Source organism: Actinoplanes sp. M2I2, assembly GCF_023544445.1.
GTDB lineage: Bacteria > Actinomycetota > Actinomycetes > Mycobacteriales > Micromonosporaceae > Actinoplanes.
In genome coordinates this window covers 59,006-73,670 of sequence record NZ_JALPVJ010000031.1, presented here as the reverse complement: position 1 = coordinate 73,670, position 14,665 = coordinate 59,006, and the positions used below count along the sequence as shown (strand labels likewise).

The window sequence follows — 14,665 nt, the reverse complement described above, 5'->3', positions numbered from 1 at the left end:
CCGGTGGTGCCCGGCTCGATCACCGTGAACGAAGAGGACCTGTCTTGAAGATCGGCATCGGACTGCCCAACCAGGTACGCGATGTGGACGCCTCACTGTTGCCCCGCTGGGCGCGGATGGCCGAGGAGGCGGGTTTCTCGACCCTCGGCACCGTCGGCCGCATCGCCTATCCGGGCGTCATGGACACCGTCGCGCTGGCCGCGGCGGCCGGCGCGACGTCCCGGATCGGTCTCTTCTCCAATGTTCTGCTCGGGCCGGTGTGGCCGCCGGCGCTGCTGGCCAAGGAGGCGGCCGGCATCGACGGCGTGTCCGGCGGCCGGCTGACGCTGGGCCTGGGCATCGGCGCCCGCCCGGACGACTTCGTCGCCGAGGCGCACGGGCCCCGTGGCCTGGGTAAGCGGCTGGACCGCGACCTGGCGGTCTATCGCGACGTGTGGCAGGGCAAGGCCATCGGCGACGGGCCCAACCCCGCGGTGCCGGCCGGGACTCGTGAGGTGCCGCTGATGTTCGGCGGGTTCGCGCCGGCCGCCATGACCCGGATGGCCACCTGGGGACAGGGCTACATCGGTGCGTCGATCCCACCGGTGGCGATGGAGGGGACGTTCGCCCAGGCGCGGGCGGCCTGGAGCGAGGCCGGACGCCAGGGAGGTCCACGGCTGGTCGCCATCTGCTACTTCGCCCTGAGCAACTCCGAGGCCGGCCGGGCGAACATCTACGACTACTACAGCCTGATGAACGAGGACTTCGCCCAGGCCACGGCGGCCGGCGTGTGGGCCGACCGCGATGGGCTCCGCGCCGCGGTGCGGCAGTTCGAGGCGATCGGCGCCGACGAGCTCATCTTCAATCCCGCCACAGCCGACCTGGACGACCTCGTCGAACTGGCCGAAACAGTTCTGTAGGCGCCACCACCGCGGCCGCGGCTGATCTTCACGTTTGTGTCATAGGGCGGGGCTAGGCTCGCCGCATGGTCGAGCTGGTGTTGCGGTCGCGGCGGGTGGTCACGGGTGATGGTGAGCGGCCGGCCGCGGTGGCGGTCGAGGCGGGCCGGATCGTGGCGGTGGGTGGCTACGACGACGTGTTCGAGACGGCCGTCGACACCGATCTGGGCGCGACGGCGCTGCTGCCGGGCCTGGTCGACACGCACGTGCACGTCAACGAGCCGGGGCGCACCGAGTGGGAGGGCTTTGCGTCGGCGACCCGGGCGGCGGCGGCCGGTGGCGTCACGGCGATCGTCGACATGCCGCTCAACAGCCTGCCACCGACCGTCGATGTCGAGGCGCTGCGGGTCAAGCAGGCGGCCGCGACCGGGCAGACTCACGTCGACGTGGGCTTCTGGGGCGGGGCCGTGCCCGGCAACGCCGCCGAGCTGCCGGCCCTGCACGACGCCGGCGTGTTCGGGTTCAAGGCCTTCCTGGCCGATTCGGGAGTGCCCGAGTTCCCACCCGTGTCGGCCGCCGAGCTGCGCCAGGCCCTCGGCGCGGTCGACGCCCAGTTCGTCGTCCACGCCGAAGATCCCGACCATCTCGGCGATCTGCCCGGTCCGGCGAGCTACGCCGCGTTCCTCGGCTCGCGACCGGCCGAGGCCGAGCACGCCGCCGTCGCCACCGCCATCGACGCCGCCCGCGCGACCGGCGGGCGCGTCCACATCCTGCATCTTTCGGCCGCGACGGCTCTGCCGCTCATCGCCGCGGCCAAGGACGAGGGTCTCCGGGTCACCGCCGAGACCTGCCCGCACTATCTGACTCTCGACGCCGGCCGCATCCCCGACGGCGCAACCGAATACAAGTGCTGCCCGCCCATCCGCGACGCCGCGAACGCCGACCGGCTCTGGCAGGCGCTGGCCGACGGGTTGATCACCTGCGTCGTCAGCGACCATTCGCCCTGCACGCCCGAGCTCAAGAAACGCGACACCGGCGACTTCGCGGCGGCCTGGGGCGGCATCGCGTCGGTGCAGCTGGGCCTGCCGGTGATCTGGACGTCGGCCCGCACCCGCGGCCTGGCGCTGGCCGACGTGATCGACTGGATGGCGCGCCGCCCGGCCGACCTGGTGGGCTTGCGCCACAAGGGCCGCATCGCCGTGGGGGCCGACGCCGACCTGGTCGCCTTCGATCCCGACGACACCTTCGTCGTCGAGCCGGACAAGCTGCATCACAAGAATCCCGTGACGCCGTACGCGGGCCAGAAGTTGCACGGCGTCGTCCGCACCACCTGGCTGCGGGGCCACGCCGTCACCGGCGAGACGCCGCACGGACGGTTCCTGCTCCGGAAGGACACCTGATGGAAGACTTCGCCACCCTGCCCGACCTGGCGTCCCGCGCGCTCGGCGGCGGCGTCGTCCACGCCAACGACGAGTTCTTCGCCGCGGCCGACCATCTCGTGCTGCCCCAGCCGCCGGTCTTCGCGCCCCGCACGTTCGACCACAAGGGCCAGGTGTACGACGGCTGGGAGACCCGCCGTCGCCGCGAGCCCGGCGAGGACGTGGCGATCGTGCGGCTCGGCGCGCCCGGCGTCATCCGTGGCGTCGACATCGACACCGCGTTCTTCACCGGCAATTACCCGCCCCACGCCGAGGTCGCCGGGCTGGCCGTCGACGGCTATCCGTCACCGGCCGACCTCGCCGCCGCCGACTGGATCCCGCTCGTGCCCAAGTCGCCGCTGCGGGGCGACAGCCGCAACCTGTTCACGGTCACCGACACGCGCCGCTTCACCCACGTACGCCTCACGATCCATCCCGACGGCGGCGTCGCCCGGCTGCGCGTGCACGGCACCGTCGTGCCTGACCCCCGGCTGCTGCCCGAGGTCTTCGACGTGGCCGCCCTCGCTCACGGGGCTCAGGTCACCGGGTGCAGCGACATGTTCTACGGCCATCCCGGGCACATGCTGATGCCCGGCCTCGCCCAGCATATGGGCGACGGATGGGAGACGTCGCGCCGCCGCGACGACGCGAACGACTGGGTGACCGTGCGCCTGGCCGCCCCGGCCGAGATCCTGCTGGCCGACCTCGACACCACCCACTTCAAGGGCAACGCCCCGGGTGCGGCCGGTCTGCGCGGCAGCGAGGACGGTCAGGAGTGGTTCGACATCCTGCCCCGGGTGGCGCTGCGCCCCGACACACCGCACCGCTTCCCCGTACGCCCCGGGCGCGTCGCCACCCACGTCCGGCTCGACATCTACCCGGACGGCGGCATGGCCCGGCTCCGCCTGCACGGCCGCCCGGCCGCCGGCTACCTCGACGACCAGTTCCGCAGGCACTCTGGCGACGGCGAGTCCCGGTGATCGTCCGAGGCGGCGTCGAGGCCGGAACACCCCCGAGACCACCGGCCGACCGGTAGGAAGGAAGCGCGATGGCGTACGACGAAACCCTGGCTCAACGCTTGCGCGACCGGTTGACCGACCCGGCCGTGACCGAGCGCAAGATGTTCGGCGGGCTGGCGTTCTTCACCAACGGCAACATGACGGTGGGGGTCCACGCCGACGAACTGATCGTTCGCCTCGGCCCCGACGAGATCGCCGAGGCCCTCACCCGGCCCGGGGTACGGCCGTTCGAGTCGGGCGGGCGCTCGATGCGCGGCTGGATCCTGGTCGCCGGCGACCACCTCGACGACCCCGAGCTGGACGGCTGGCTGGCCGAAGCCCACGACTACGTCACCACCCTCCCACCAAAGTAGACATAGGACTGTCGGGACGCTGGTGCGGCGTTCAGCCGGTCGGTGCAGTGGCGTTTCGAGGCGGCGTGGTGTTGGCCGGTCGGCGCGTCTGCGTCTTGCTGCGGTGCGGTGTTCGGTCGTTTGGTGCGTCAGCGTCTTGCGGCGGTGCGGCGCTTGGCCAAGTAGGGCAGGGCGAACAGATATGCGCCGGAGAGGAACAGCAGGGTGAGCGGCAACAGGGGTGTGTAGGAAACCCACACCAGCGGCTCCTCCCGTGCGAGGGCGACGACGGTGGCCAGCACGGTGATCGTGAAAGCGACGGCCACCCAGCGGTGGAACTGCCGCATCGACTTGCTCATCGAAAGCCTCCTTGAACGCGATGTCTGTGCTTGTCACGCTAGGTCCGGCGAGCTGGGTCATGCTTCTTGATTCCTGACCAACCGTTGGTCGTGCGTCCAGTGGGCTCGACAGAAGTGTCGACGCGAAAACTCCTCACGCACGCTGTCGCTTAGCTGGTGAGACCTGAGGCGTAGCGGGCAGCGGGCGTAGCGGTGTTGCTGTCACCCCGTTGTGTGTTGCGCTGATGCGGAACGGCGGCCGAGGATCGGGTTGTGCCCTGGTCGACGTCTACCGACGTGCGCGAATTCCTGGTGGCCGCCGGTGACTTCCTCCGGGAGGACCCGGTCGGGAACACGCTGCTGCTGAGCGAAGCCGCGTACCTGGAAGCCCGCCCCACTCCGAGGAACCAGCTCTACGGCTGGTGGACCGATGTCTCCGGCGCCGTGACAGCCGCTTTCCTCCAGGCTCCCGATCACTCGCCGGTCCTGTCACCTGTGCGGGAGGATGTCGCGTCGCGCGAGGCTTCGGCGGGGAGTGTGGCGTCGGATGGGATTCCGGCGGAGGATGCCGGCTCACTTGGCGTTTCACCGGAGGATGCCGGCTCACTTGGCGTTTCAGCCGAAAGCGCTGGGTCGCGTGGCGTTTCAGCCGAGACTGCCGGCTCACGTGGCGTTGTGGCGGAGGGTGCCGGGTCGCGTGGGGCTTCGGTGGAGGATGCTTCGCGGTCGGCGGCTGGGCTTCGGAGGGTTGTGCCGGGGGACACTGTGGACGGCCGGATTGATGGCGGGGGCAAGACTGCTTCGGGTGAGGCTTTGTGGGGGCTGGCCGGATTGCTGCCTGGTGTGACGCGGCTGAGTGTGGACGCCCGCAACGCCGGAGATGTGGTGGCGGCTTGGCGCGGCTGCTCCGGCGTGACGTTGACGGAACGCTCTCGGGTCACGCTCTGCCGACTGGCTGCGCCGCGTCTGCCGGCGCCTTCGTCCGGGCGGGCTCGGCGGGCCGGGCCGGGCGATCGTGAGTTGCTCGTCGGATGGTTTCACGAGCTGATGGCGGCCAAGCCCGATGATGCGAGCGACCTCGCCTACGTGATCGACGACCCGCTGGACTATGGCGGCATCACGGTGTGGGAGGTCGACGGCGTGCCCGTGGCCATGGCGGGTCGCAGCCGCGTCGTCGCGGGGATGACGAGGGTCGGCGCCACCTATGCGCCGGGCGGCGACCGGTACGGCCAGGCAGTCTTCGCCGCGGCCTGCGCGGAGGCCGTCGGGGTGGCCCGCCACGTCGTGCTGCTGACGACCGACGTGGCCGGGCACGCGGCGCTCGGCTTCGCACCCGTGGGGGAGCTTGTCACCCTGGAAGTCCCCGCGCGGACCGACTTGGGCTAACCGACACGGGCCGGTAGTGGTCGCGTTCGCGGGAGCCATCGCTGGGGGCCGGGCGCCGCGGCTGAGTAGCGGTTCACCGTTCGCCAGGTGGTCGACTGCCCGGCCAGGCAGCGGTCCATCGACTGCTGGTGGTCGTGTCCCGCCAGGCAGCGATCCATCGTTCGCCGGGTGGTCGACTGCCCCGGCCAGCCAGCGGTCCATCGACGGCTGGTGGTCGTGTCCCGCCCAGGCAGCGGTCGATCGTTCGCTGGGTGGTCGACTGCCCCGGCCAGCCAGCGGTCCATCTTCCGTTGAATAGTGCCTCGGCCTGGCAGCGGTCCATCGTCCACGGGTGGCTGACTGCCCCGGAGCGGTTCATCGCCCGCGACGTCAGGCCGAGGAGCTCGATGCCGGACCGCAGAACAAGGCCAGTCCTACCGATGATCGGTTCCGGAAGATCGGCCCCCGGCAAGGCGATCACCTGCCGGCTTGCTCGGCGAATGGCGGGCCGGGGTGCACAGCGGAATCGGCCGGGCCTATGACGCGGGTGCCACCCGGGCCGCCCACTGCGTGGCCTCGTCGGCGGGGAGGATGCGGTTGAGTACTACCTCGGGCCTCATCAGTGGGTAGGCGCGGCCGAGATTCCAGCTTCGTTCGTACGGTGGTGGGTCGAGCACGATCACCCGGTGGTCGCCGAGCAGCGCGATGTCGGCCGGCCGGCCCTCGTTCCAGATGGTCTCGCCGGCCGCGTCGGCCAGGTAGAACCGCGCGTGAATCGCCTCGGCCGGCATCAGGTCGCCGTCGGTGGCGGCGGCGACCCAGGCCGCGTCGGGCGGCTCGCCCGGCAGCAGACCGCGGGACTCGTCCCCGATCAGCGTCGCGGCCAGCAGCGTGTGCAGCTGGAAGTTGTCGCTCACCCCGCTGATCGTCAGGTCGTAGGCGCGGCTGGTCGGGCGGTGCAGCACCAGCAGCGGCTCGTCGTCGAGCACCTCGAGCAGCCCGAACAGCCAGGCCGCGTCCTCGGCGTGCGGCGTCATCGCGGCCGCCGCGGCGGTCAGCCGGGACCGGGCGGGCAGGGCCTGACGGGCGGCCTTCTGCTGCAGCGGGAGGAGGAGGCTGGGGATCCAGTCGTTCACGGTGAACCAGGCCTGCGCGATCTCGCCGGCCTCGCCCATGGTCAGCTCGGCCTCCGGCGCCGCCCGGACGAGGCGTTCGCGCAGCTCCAGGTATTCGTCCGGCGACGTCGGCGCGGTGACCGGACCGCCGAGCTTGTCGGCCAGCACGCCGAACTGCGCGGCCAGCTCGAGACCGGTGGAGACCCGGTCGACCAGCACCGGCAGCACCGGCAGCGGGTCGGCGCCCTGCTCGATCAGCCCGGCTACGAGCGTGGCCAGCAGGGCGCCGTTGCCGAGCGCGACCTGTTCGAGCGCCGGCACCAGCGGTGGCAGCCCCTCGCTGAGCTCGGCCCGATCGGCGTGCGGGAGGCGTTCCACGATGGCGCGGTAGATCTTGGTGGACGCTCGGGTGTCGAGCCGGATCACCGCCTCGGCCAGACCGGTGCAGAGCTCGGGCAGGGCGGTGGCGGAGCGTCCGGACATCAGCGCATCGTAGTTGCGCCCGGGCCGCGGGCACCAGACCGGCGCCAATGCGGGCACCGGACCGGCGCCGATGCGGGCACCGGACCGGCGCCGATGCGGGCACCGGACCGGCGCCGATGCGGGCACCGGACCGGCGCCGATGCGGGCACCAGACCGGCGCCGATGCGGGCACCAGACCGGCGCCGATGCGGGCACCAGACCGGCGCCGGCGCGAGGTCCGGCCGGCGGGAAATGCCGCGAGGAGATCCCGGGTTCTCGGCTACGGTGTGCGGTCGTGACGAGAACCGTGACATTGGTGCTGGTCGACCCCGACGGTGAGCTGCTGGGGGAGACGGACCCGTTCGAGCCGGCGAGCCCGTGGTGGCAGCCGGTCGACGACTTCGGCCCGGGGCTCCAGGTGCTGCGCCTGTTGCACAGCGACCGCCCCGGCCCGCCCGGTGGCCACGTTACTTACCTCGCCGAAGTGACCGACGAAGCGAGAAACATCCGGAAAGTCGCCGAGAAGCCCGGCGGCGAGTCCCGCACACAGAGCGCTGACGCCGGCATCGGCTCGCGGGACGGCGATATCGGGAAGCAGGGCGTCGGCGGCGGCGCCACGCCGGCCGCGACAAGCCGGGGGGCTGCCGGGTCCAAGACCTTTCCGGCGTACGTCGAGAGCGCGCGCGAGCCGCACCCCAAGCGCGCGCCCTACGCCGAGCTGGGCGGTCCCACCGCCTCGATCGCCTGGGCCACCGGCCTGGTCCCCGGCACGACCGCCCACCAGTGCCGCACCTGGAACCTCTCGGCCATCTGGCGGCTCGACGACGAGCACGGCCCCGTGGCCTGGCTCAAGCAGGTGCCGTCCTTCTTCGCGCACGAGCCGTACGCGATCAGCCTGGTCGCCGGCATCGCTCCCCACCGGGTTCCGCGGCTGATCGCCGCGGGCGAGCACGGCCGCATGCTGCTCGCCCACGCCCCCGGCGAGGACCGTTACGGCGCCGGCACCGAGCTGTGCGCCGAGATCGCCGCCGCCTTCCACCCGATCCAGGCCCACTTGGCCGCCGATCCCGCCCCGCTGGCGCGGATCCCCGACGCCCGCCTGTCCCGGACACTCGCCGACTACGTGCGCATCGCCGAGCCGTACTTCGAGGCCATCGCCGGTCTGCGCGAGCTCATCGACGACCTGCCCCGGCGGTTCGCCGCGATCGAGGAGTGCGGCCTGCCCGACACGCTCGTCCACGGCGACCTGCACCCCGGGAACGTCCGCACTGACGACGCCGGCCGGCTGACGATCATGGATTGGGGCGACTGCGTACTCGGTCACCCGGCGTTCGACATCCTGCGCCTGACCGACGCCGACACGGGCGGCGGGGAGCGGGGCGGTGGCCTGCCCGGCCGCGACCGGCTGCTCGCCGAGTGGGCCGCACGCTGGCGCGAGACCGTGCCCGGTTCCGATCCGCTGCGGGCCGTCGAGCTGATGCTGCCCGTCGCCGATCTGCGCGGCGCCCTGATCTACTCCCAGTTCCTCGAGAACATCGAGCCCACCGAGTGGCCCTACCACGCCGCCGACGTGCCCGCCGGCCTGACCGCCGCCGTCGCTACCGCCCGCGGATGAGGACGCCGCCGGAGCCCGGCGGCCGAGCCGCCCGCTCACGACGACGCCGCTGGGCGTCCGGTCGAGCGGCCCGCGGATCGGAACGCTTGGGCGTTCGTCCGCGGAGGAGACGCTGCTGATCGGCCGGGCATCCGATCGAGGGGCCCCGGGGGCAGGTCGCGACGAAACTGCCGGGCGGCCGGTGGCACACGCTTGCGACGGCGGAAGGGCCACGGCCGACCGGCCCCTCGCGCGTTCGGTTCCGGGGTCGTGCGGAGCCGTAAGGTGAGGAGCGTGAGCCGGGAGGCGTTCGTCGAGCGGATCCGGCAGGGGGACGTGGCCCTCTCGCCGGAGCTGGCGGCCGCCTTCGCCGAGGTGCCCCGCGAGGTCTTCGTCCCGGACGGCTTCCAGCGGCGCGACGGCAGCTGGGCCGGGCCGTCCGACGCCGACTTCCTCGATCTCGTCTACGACGACGACGTGCTGGTCACCAAGGTGGACGGCGGCACCCCGGTCAGCTCGTCGAGCCAGCCCTCGCTCATGGCCCTCATGATCGCGGCGCTGGACGTGCGGCCGGGACACACGGTCCTCGAGATCGGGGCCGGGACCGGCTACAACGCGGCGCTGCTGGCCCGCCTCGGCGCCTCGGTCATCAGCGTGGACGTGCAGCAGGACGTGGCCGACCGGGCGCGCTCCGCGCTGGCCCGGGCCGGTGCCGAGGGTGTCCGGGTGGTGCACGGCGACGGCTATGCGCCACCCGGCGTACGGGTGGATCGGGTGATCGTCACGGTCGGGGTCGCGGGACTGTCGCCGCGGTGGATCGAGCAGCTCGGCGACGCGCCGGACGGGGTGGTCGTGGCGCCGGTCGAGCACGCCGGCACCCATCCCGTCCTGCGCGTCACCCGGGATCTGCGGGCCCGGGTCGTCTGCCCGTCCGGGTTCATGACGGCGGCCGGCCCGCTGACCGCCGCCCACCCGTTCCCGGCGCCCGCCATGCCGCGCACGCTGACCAGACTCGTCCCGTACGCCGAGGGCCGTTTCGACCCGCCGCTGGAGCCGCTGGCCTATCGCGGTCTGTGGTACGCGGCGGGGGTCTGGCACCGCCGCGCCACCTACGCCGCGGTGCCGCGCCACGAGCAGAACTGCCTCATGCTGCTCGACGAGGAGCGCACCGGGGGAGCGATTGTCCTGCCCGACGGCAGCGTGCTGGCCGGCGGCGGTGAGGCCGATCGCTACGCCACCGACGCGCTGGCGATCCTCGACCGCTGGCTCGAGGCCGGGCGGCCGCCGTTGGGGGCGTGGCGCGTCGGCCTCGGACCGGGCGGGGACCCGGACGCCCCGATCCTGCTGCCGTCGAGCTGGGAGCTCACCAGCGGTTAGCCCACCTGTCCCGCCACGACCGACCGTCCGGGTCGTAGATCAGCCGGTAGGCCGGAGTCGCCCACAGGCTCTGATACCACGGCAGCTTCTCGGTCTGATGAGGCATCAGGCGGCCGGGCGGGCGGGTGCCCTGCCGGCCCCCGTCGTGCCAGGCCTTCAGCTTGTCGGCGGCCTCGGTCATCTCCCGTACGGCGTCGGCCGGATCGACGACGTCCAGATCACGGCCGAGGTGCTCGCGGGTCAGCGCCAGCCGCAGCTCACGCGGGAAGCGCCGGGCGCCGTCGCCCAGCCCGGCCGGGTCGCGCGGCTCGCGCTCGTCGCGTGTGTCGTCGAGGATCGCGTTGGACAGCTCGCTGTCGTGCGTCCACGAACGACGGTTGAAGTTGTCGCTGCCCACGCTGCACCACACGTCGTCGGCGATGCACACCTTGGCGTGCACGTAGATCGGCGTGCCGGCCTCGTTCTCGAGGTCGAAGACGTGCACGCGGTCGGGCGCGGCCATCGAGCACAGCGAGATCGCCTTCTCCCGGCCGACCTGGTTGGGCGGCAGCGCGAACCGGCCGTCGACGTCGGGGTACCGCGGGACGACGGCGATGAGGTGCAGCTCGGGGTTGTCCCGCAGCGCGTCGGCGAAGAGCCGGGCCACCTCGGCCGACCACAGGTACTGGTCCTCGAGGTAGATGAGCCGCCGGGCCCGCTTGATCGCCTTGGTGTAGCCGCGGGCCACCGTCTGCTCGCCGTTGCGCGCGAAGTCGTACTGCGGCCGCATCGCCGGATAGGTGCGCAGGGTCTGCACGGCCATCGGCCCGGCCTCGGGCGGGTCGGGTGGCTGCGGCGGCAGGCGGTCGGCGCTCATGTCGGCGTGCTTGAGCTTGTCGGTCACCGTCGAGATCGGACCGTGCTGGTCGAGGTCGTCGGGCTCGTTCCACCGCTCGCGGAAGGTGAAGTCGAGCACGCCCACCACCGGCCCGCGCAGCTCGAGCTGCACGTCGTGCCAGGGCGGGTGCGGCCCGTAGGCCTTGGCCATGACAACCGCCTGCGGGTCGCCCAGGTGACGTTCGTCGTCGCGGCGGCTGTGGCACAGATCGATGCCGCCCGCGAAGGCGACGTCGAGCTCGGGCCGGCCCGGGTGCCGCAGCACGACGAGTTTCTGGTGGTGCGAACCGCCGCGGCGGACGCGCTGGTCGAGCAGCACCTCACCGCCGGCCGCGCGGATCTCGTCGCCGAGGTTGCGGTTCTCCTCCTCGCTGTACGCGAGTTTGTCGACGTGCGAACGCCAGAGCAGACCCTTCACGACGACGCCGCGCTTGGCCGCGTTCGAGAACAGCTCGACGATGGTCGGGCCGTCGTCGCGCATCCGCTCGTCGGGGTCGCCGCGCCAGTCGGTGAAGAAGAGGTGGTCACCCTCGCGGAGACTTTCCACTTCCGTTACCAAACGGTCAAAATATGTTTTGCCGTGAATCAGTGGTTCCACCGCGTTTCCGGTGCACCAGGTGGGTATGGAGGAGTCCGGGTTGCCACGCTCCTCCTCAGTGAGGAACCAGTCCGGCAGAGGCACGCCCATGAACCTACGCCACGCCGCATGTCCGTCGTCTCCCCGGAGGGATCAGCCCATGAGCGCCGAGCCGATCACCGAGTCCGTCACCCCTGCCGACACCGCCGCCGCCGCCGAAAAGGGCCTTCTCGTCGTGGTCCTGCTGCTGGTCCTGATGGGTGTCGGAGCGATGCTGTTCATGATCTAGACCTCACATGATCTTGATCACGATCGGTCACCGGGGAGCGGTTTGGTGGCCCGGAAGGCCAGGGTCGTCGGCGTCGGGGCGCCGCCCTCGGCGAAGCCGGTGAACGTCAGACCCGCGTCGAGCACGGCCTGGAACAACACGGGCAGCGGGAAGTGTGCGGCGCCGACCCGGTTGCGCACGCCCTGGGTCGTCCAGGACTGCTTGGTCCAGTGACCGTCGAGATAACCCGGCCGGATGACGACCGCTTCGGGGTCGCCGCGGTCGGCGAAACCGCCGCAGAAGGCCGGATGCACTCCGACGTGGACAAAGATGCCCCCGGGGCGCAGCACCCGGCCGATCTCCCGCAGCACGGCCGGGTAGTCCGGCATGTCGGTGTGCACCAGCATCGCCACCACCGCGGGCATGGCCTCGTCCCGCACCGGCAGGCGCGTCGCGTCGGCCCGGGCGATCGGCAGGCGTTCCTTGGCGTACGAGAGCATGCCCGCCGACAGGTCGACCCCCACCGGCGACCACCCGAGGTCGCGCAGCTGAGCCGCGTGCACGCCCGTGCCGCAGCCCACCTCGAGGCACCGGCCGCTGCCCGCGCCGAGCAGCTCGCCCAGCTGCCGCCGGATGCCGATCGGGTCGCCCGGCCCCGTCGTCGGCAGGAAGTCGTTCTCGTACCAGTCCGCGATCTCGTCGTACGCCGCCGCCGGTGTCATCTCACAGCACCCATTCGTCGTTCCGGATGAGGTCGGTGCTCCCGCGCGGCCCGCGGCCGACGACCGAGATGCCCTCGCCGCCGATCACCACGTCGGTGTGCACGCTTGACATGTTCAGCCCCAGGCCGACGCGCTGCTGCTCGGTCATCGAGGCGCCCCCGGCGACGGCGAACGGGAAGCTCTGACCCCAGGCCACATGGCAGGCCGCGTTCTCGTCGAAGAGCATGTTGTGGAAGACGACGCCGGCCCGGGCTATCCGGCTGTCCTTGTCGACGAGCGCGACCTCGCCCAGGTGGCGCGCGCCCTCGTCGGTCTCGAGATGGGCGCGCACCACGTCGGCGCCCTCGTCGGCCGACACCTCGGTGATGCGCCCGCCGGCCAGCGTCACCCGCAGCCCGGTGACCACCTGACCGCTGATCACCACCGGCCGGGTCATCCGCAGCACACCGTCGGCGCGGGTGCGGTCGGGGCTGGTGAAGACCTCCTCGGTCGGGATGTTGGGCAGGTAGGGGATGCCGGCGTCGTCGACCACCCCGCCGCCCGTCCACCGGGTGCCCGGGAGCAGCCCCACGGTCAGGTCGGTGCCCTCGCCGACGTACCGCAGCTCGGTCAGCTCCAGCTCGTCCAGCCGCCGCCCCCGCTCGGCCAGCATCTCGGCCCGCTGCTGCCAGGCGGCCACCGGGTCGTCGAGGTCGAGCCGCATCGCCGTGCCGACCACCTGCCACAGCCGCTCGACGTCGGGCTCGCCGAACACCTGCCGCGCCCAGCCCGGGTTGGGCGCCCCGACCACCGTCCAGCGCATGCCCCCGAAGATCGCCCGGCGCATCGCCTGCGACTCCTCGGCCGGGTACGCGGCCACCCGGGCCGGATCGAGCCCGTCGAGCAGGTGCGGGTCGGCCTCGCCGAGCAGCCTGATCCACGCCGCGCCGGCCTCGCGCCACTCCGCGATCCGGGTGAGGGCCCACGGGCGTACGGCGGAAAGCTGTTCGACACTCGAATGGGTCACAGCCGAGCGGCGCATCGGCCCGTCGCTCCAGATCGGCTCGACCCAGGCCGCCCCGGCCGCGTACGCCGCCTCGGTGACCGCCCGGGCGATCTCGACATGGGCCGTGCCGGTGTGCAGAACCACGCCCTGACCGGGCTGAACGTTGATGCCGCCCCGCACCACAAGGTCCGCGAATCGCTCGATCAGCGCCATGCGGTGCAGGGTAGAACAAACGGCGCGCGCGGTCTGCCCTGCCATGTCCGGCGTTTTCGCCGCGCCGAAGTGAGACTCAGATCAACAGCCACAGATGCACAAGTAGCAGTAAGTTGACGACGTGGCGACTAAAACCGTGCTGACCAGCGCAGACCTAGAAGAGATCCGGCAGTCCGCCCTGGGCGCGGCCAACCCTCTCGGCGTCGCGGCCGACGTGGCCGACGCGGTGGAGTCGGGCCGGCTGGAAGACCCGCAGGACGCCGGCCAGGCGCTGACGCTGGCCGCCGAGATCGCCGAGAGCCGCTCGAAGCTCGACGCCGCCCTCCGCTACGCCGACGGCGCCATCGAGGCGTACGGCAACCGCGACGACAATCAGGTCGCCACCACCCGCGCCGTGCGGGCCCGCATCCTGTTCCGGGCCGGCCGCGACGACGAGGCGCTGGCCGAGATCGAGGCGCTGCGGCCCCAGCTGACCGTGCACCCGGACGCGGCCGCGTTCATCACCGCCGCCCTGGTCGTGGGCAAGCGCTCCCGGCAGGCCGAGGAGTGGCTGACCGAGGCGGTGAAGCTCGCGTTCGCCGAGCGCGCCGCGGCCGACCAGTCGTCCGAGCCGGCCAGCGCGGACGACGCCGGCACGCTGTTCTTCCTGCTGCAGCAGCGGCACCGCCTGCGGCACGCCCTCGGCCTGCAGCACGACCACAACGACAACCTGGCCGAGCGGCTCGAGACCCGGCTGGCCAACGCCGGCGCGGCCCCGGCCGCCGCCGCCGCGGACGTCGACCTGGTGTTCTGGCCCAAGCCCGAGTTCGACCGCCTGCTGGAGAAGTGGCCGGCCCTGTCCGAGCAGTACGGCGCCGACTGGGACGAGCACCGCGCCCGCCTCGAAAAGGAACTGGTGCGCCTGACCGCCACCGGCCGCACCGGCCTGGCCGTGCTGCCCGGCAAGGTCGACGACCTGGACAAGCAGGGCGACCCGACCGATGCCGCGACCCGGTCGGCGTACGTGGACACGCTGGCCGCCTCCCCCAGTCAGATCCCGTGGCCGCCGGAGCGCAACGGCGCCTGCTGGTGCGGCTCCGGGCTCAAGTACAAGAAGGACTGCCTGCCCCGCTCCCGCGCCTGATCG

General features: G+C 72.3%; 14 protein-coding genes. 9 read left to right on the top strand and 5 right to left on the bottom strand.

Annotated elements, in window-relative coordinates; genetic code table 11:
* The first annotated feature begins 44 nt into the window (after window positions 1-44).
* The 4 genes from HJC40_RS40695 to HJC40_RS40680 all read left to right on the top strand — a co-directional run bounded on the left by HJC40_RS40695 (window position 45) and on the right by HJC40_RS40680 (window position 3,668).
* Complete coding sequence (locus HJC40_RS40695; RefSeq protein ID WP_250009001.1) at window positions 45-899, top strand: LLM class flavin-dependent oxidoreductase; 855 nt, start codon at window positions 45-47, stop codon at window positions 897-899.
* A 65-nt stretch (window positions 900-964) separates the two neighbouring features.
* A complete protein-coding gene (allB, locus tag HJC40_RS40690) occupies window positions 965-2,278 on the top strand; it encodes an allantoinase AllB (RefSeq protein WP_250009000.1) in 1,314 nt (437 codons plus the stop codon).
* Window positions 2,278-3,276, top strand: a complete 999-nt coding sequence (gene alc, locus HJC40_RS40685) for an allantoicase (protein ID WP_250008999.1) — start codon at window positions 2,278-2,280, stop codon at window positions 3,274-3,276. Before allB ends, alc begins: the two co-directional genes overlap by 1 nt.
* A 68-nt stretch (window positions 3,277-3,344) precedes the next feature.
* A complete protein-coding gene (locus HJC40_RS40680; RefSeq protein ID WP_250008997.1) occupies window positions 3,345-3,668 on the top strand; it encodes a TfoX/Sxy family protein in 324 nt (107 codons plus the stop codon).
* Window positions 3,669-3,796: 128 nt separating this feature from the next.
* On the opposite strand, the gene HJC40_RS40675 is transcribed toward HJC40_RS40680, so the two are convergent.
* Window positions 3,797-4,006, bottom strand: coding sequence for a hypothetical protein (locus HJC40_RS40675; protein WP_250008996.1), 210 nt, complete (start codon window positions 4,004-4,006; stop codon window positions 3,797-3,799).
* 252 nt (window positions 4,007-4,258) lie between these two features.
* On the opposite strand from HJC40_RS40675, the gene HJC40_RS40670 reads away from it, so the two are divergent.
* On the top strand, window positions 4,259-5,371 hold the full coding sequence (locus HJC40_RS40670; protein WP_250008995.1) for a hypothetical protein: 1,113 nt from the start codon (window positions 4,259-4,261) through the stop codon (window positions 5,369-5,371).
* A 515-nt stretch (window positions 5,372-5,886) separates the two neighbouring features.
* Here the strand turns inward: HJC40_RS40670 and HJC40_RS40665 are convergent.
* Window positions 5,887-6,948: a hypothetical protein gene (locus HJC40_RS40665; RefSeq protein ID WP_250008994.1), complete on the bottom strand. Its 1,062-nt coding sequence runs from the start codon at window positions 6,946-6,948 to the stop codon at window positions 5,887-5,889.
* Window positions 6,949-7,222: 274 nt separating this feature from the next.
* Here HJC40_RS40665 and HJC40_RS40660 point away from each other — a divergent pair, with 274 nt between their 5' ends.
* Window positions 7,223-8,542 (top strand): phosphotransferase, encoded by a 1,320-nt coding sequence (locus HJC40_RS40660; RefSeq protein ID WP_250008992.1) that lies wholly within the window; start codon window positions 7,223-7,225, stop codon window positions 8,540-8,542.
* A gap of 273 nt (window positions 8,543-8,815) precedes the next feature.
* Entirely contained in the window at window positions 8,816-9,898 is a 1,083-nt protein-coding gene (locus HJC40_RS40655; RefSeq protein ID WP_250008991.1) for a methyltransferase domain-containing protein, read from the top strand.
* On the opposite strand, the gene HJC40_RS40650 is transcribed toward HJC40_RS40655, so the two are convergent.
* Window positions 9,885-11,456 carry a phospholipase D-like domain-containing protein gene (locus HJC40_RS40650; RefSeq protein WP_250009016.1) on the bottom strand — a complete coding sequence of 524 codons (1,572 nt, stop codon included), beginning with the start codon at window positions 11,454-11,456 and terminating at the stop codon, window positions 9,885-9,887. The two genes, HJC40_RS40655 and HJC40_RS40650, sit on opposite strands and share 14 nt — an antisense overlap.
* A gap of 55 nt (window positions 11,457-11,511) precedes the next feature.
* On the opposite strand from HJC40_RS40650, the gene HJC40_RS45890 reads away from it, so the two are divergent.
* Window positions 11,512-11,640, top strand: coding sequence for a hypothetical protein (locus tag HJC40_RS45890; protein WP_284044441.1), 129 nt, complete (start codon window positions 11,512-11,514; stop codon window positions 11,638-11,640).
* 17 nt (window positions 11,641-11,657) lie between these two features.
* Here HJC40_RS45890 and HJC40_RS40645 read toward each other — a convergent pair whose 3' ends face one another.
* Both HJC40_RS40645 and HJC40_RS40640 read right to left on the bottom strand, forming a co-directional pair.
* Entirely contained in the window at window positions 11,658-12,341 is a 684-nt protein-coding gene (locus HJC40_RS40645; protein ID WP_250008989.1) for a class I SAM-dependent methyltransferase, read from the bottom strand.
* Between the two features lies 1 nt (window position 12,342).
* Window positions 12,343-13,539, bottom strand: coding sequence for an aminopeptidase (locus HJC40_RS40640; protein WP_250008988.1), 1,197 nt, complete (start codon window positions 13,537-13,539; stop codon window positions 12,343-12,345).
* A 121-nt stretch (window positions 13,540-13,660) separates the two neighbouring features.
* Between HJC40_RS40640 and HJC40_RS40635 the strand changes: the two genes are divergently transcribed.
* On the top strand, window positions 13,661-14,662 hold the full coding sequence (locus tag HJC40_RS40635; protein ID WP_250008987.1) for an SEC-C domain-containing protein: 1,002 nt from the start codon (window positions 13,661-13,663) through the stop codon (window positions 14,660-14,662).
* The last annotated feature ends 3 nt before the right edge of the window (window positions 14,663-14,665 follow it).